The 561-nt window shown below is 54.0% G+C and carries 1 pseudogene; it reads left to right on the top strand.

What is annotated here, in order from left to right:
- Positions 1–561 (top strand): annotated as a pseudogene (locus ACR0C6_RS22150) (carbohydrate ABC transporter substrate-binding protein); the annotation flags it as partial.

Raw genomic sequence — 561 nt, 5'->3', positions numbered from 1 at the left:
GAACGAACTGAACTCTGGGGGCAAGCTCTGCGATCTGCTGATTGGCGACAGCCAATGGATCGGCGGTGGGGCTGAAAACGGTCATTATGTCCAACTGAACGACTTCTTCGATGCTGAAGGCATCAGCATGGACGATTTCGCGCCGGCCACTGTTTACGCTTATTCGACCTGGCCCAAGGGCACACCAAACTATTACGCGTTGCCTGCGATGGGCGATGCGAATGGCTGGTTCTATCGCAAGGATTGGTTCGAAAACCCTGATATCCAAGCCGCGTACAAAGAGGCGACTGGTCAGGACCTGCGCGAGCCTCAATCTCAGAAAGAACTCTTGCAGATCGCGCAGTTTTTCCAAGGTCGTGAGATCGACGGCAAGACAGTTTATGGGGCCGCAATCTTTACCGAGCGTGGCTCGGAAGGGATTACTATGGGTGTGACCGGGGCTCTGTACCCATGGGGCTTTAAGTATGAGAACACCCCGGGTTCATATGACATGGAAGGCGCGGTAAATTCACCCGAAGCAGTTGAGGCGCTGGAATTCTACAAGGAGTTCTACCAAACGGC

The sequence above is a fragment of the Ruegeria sp. AL12 genome (genome assembly GCF_056540885.1).
This window is presented reverse-complemented; position numbering and strand designations above follow the sequence as displayed.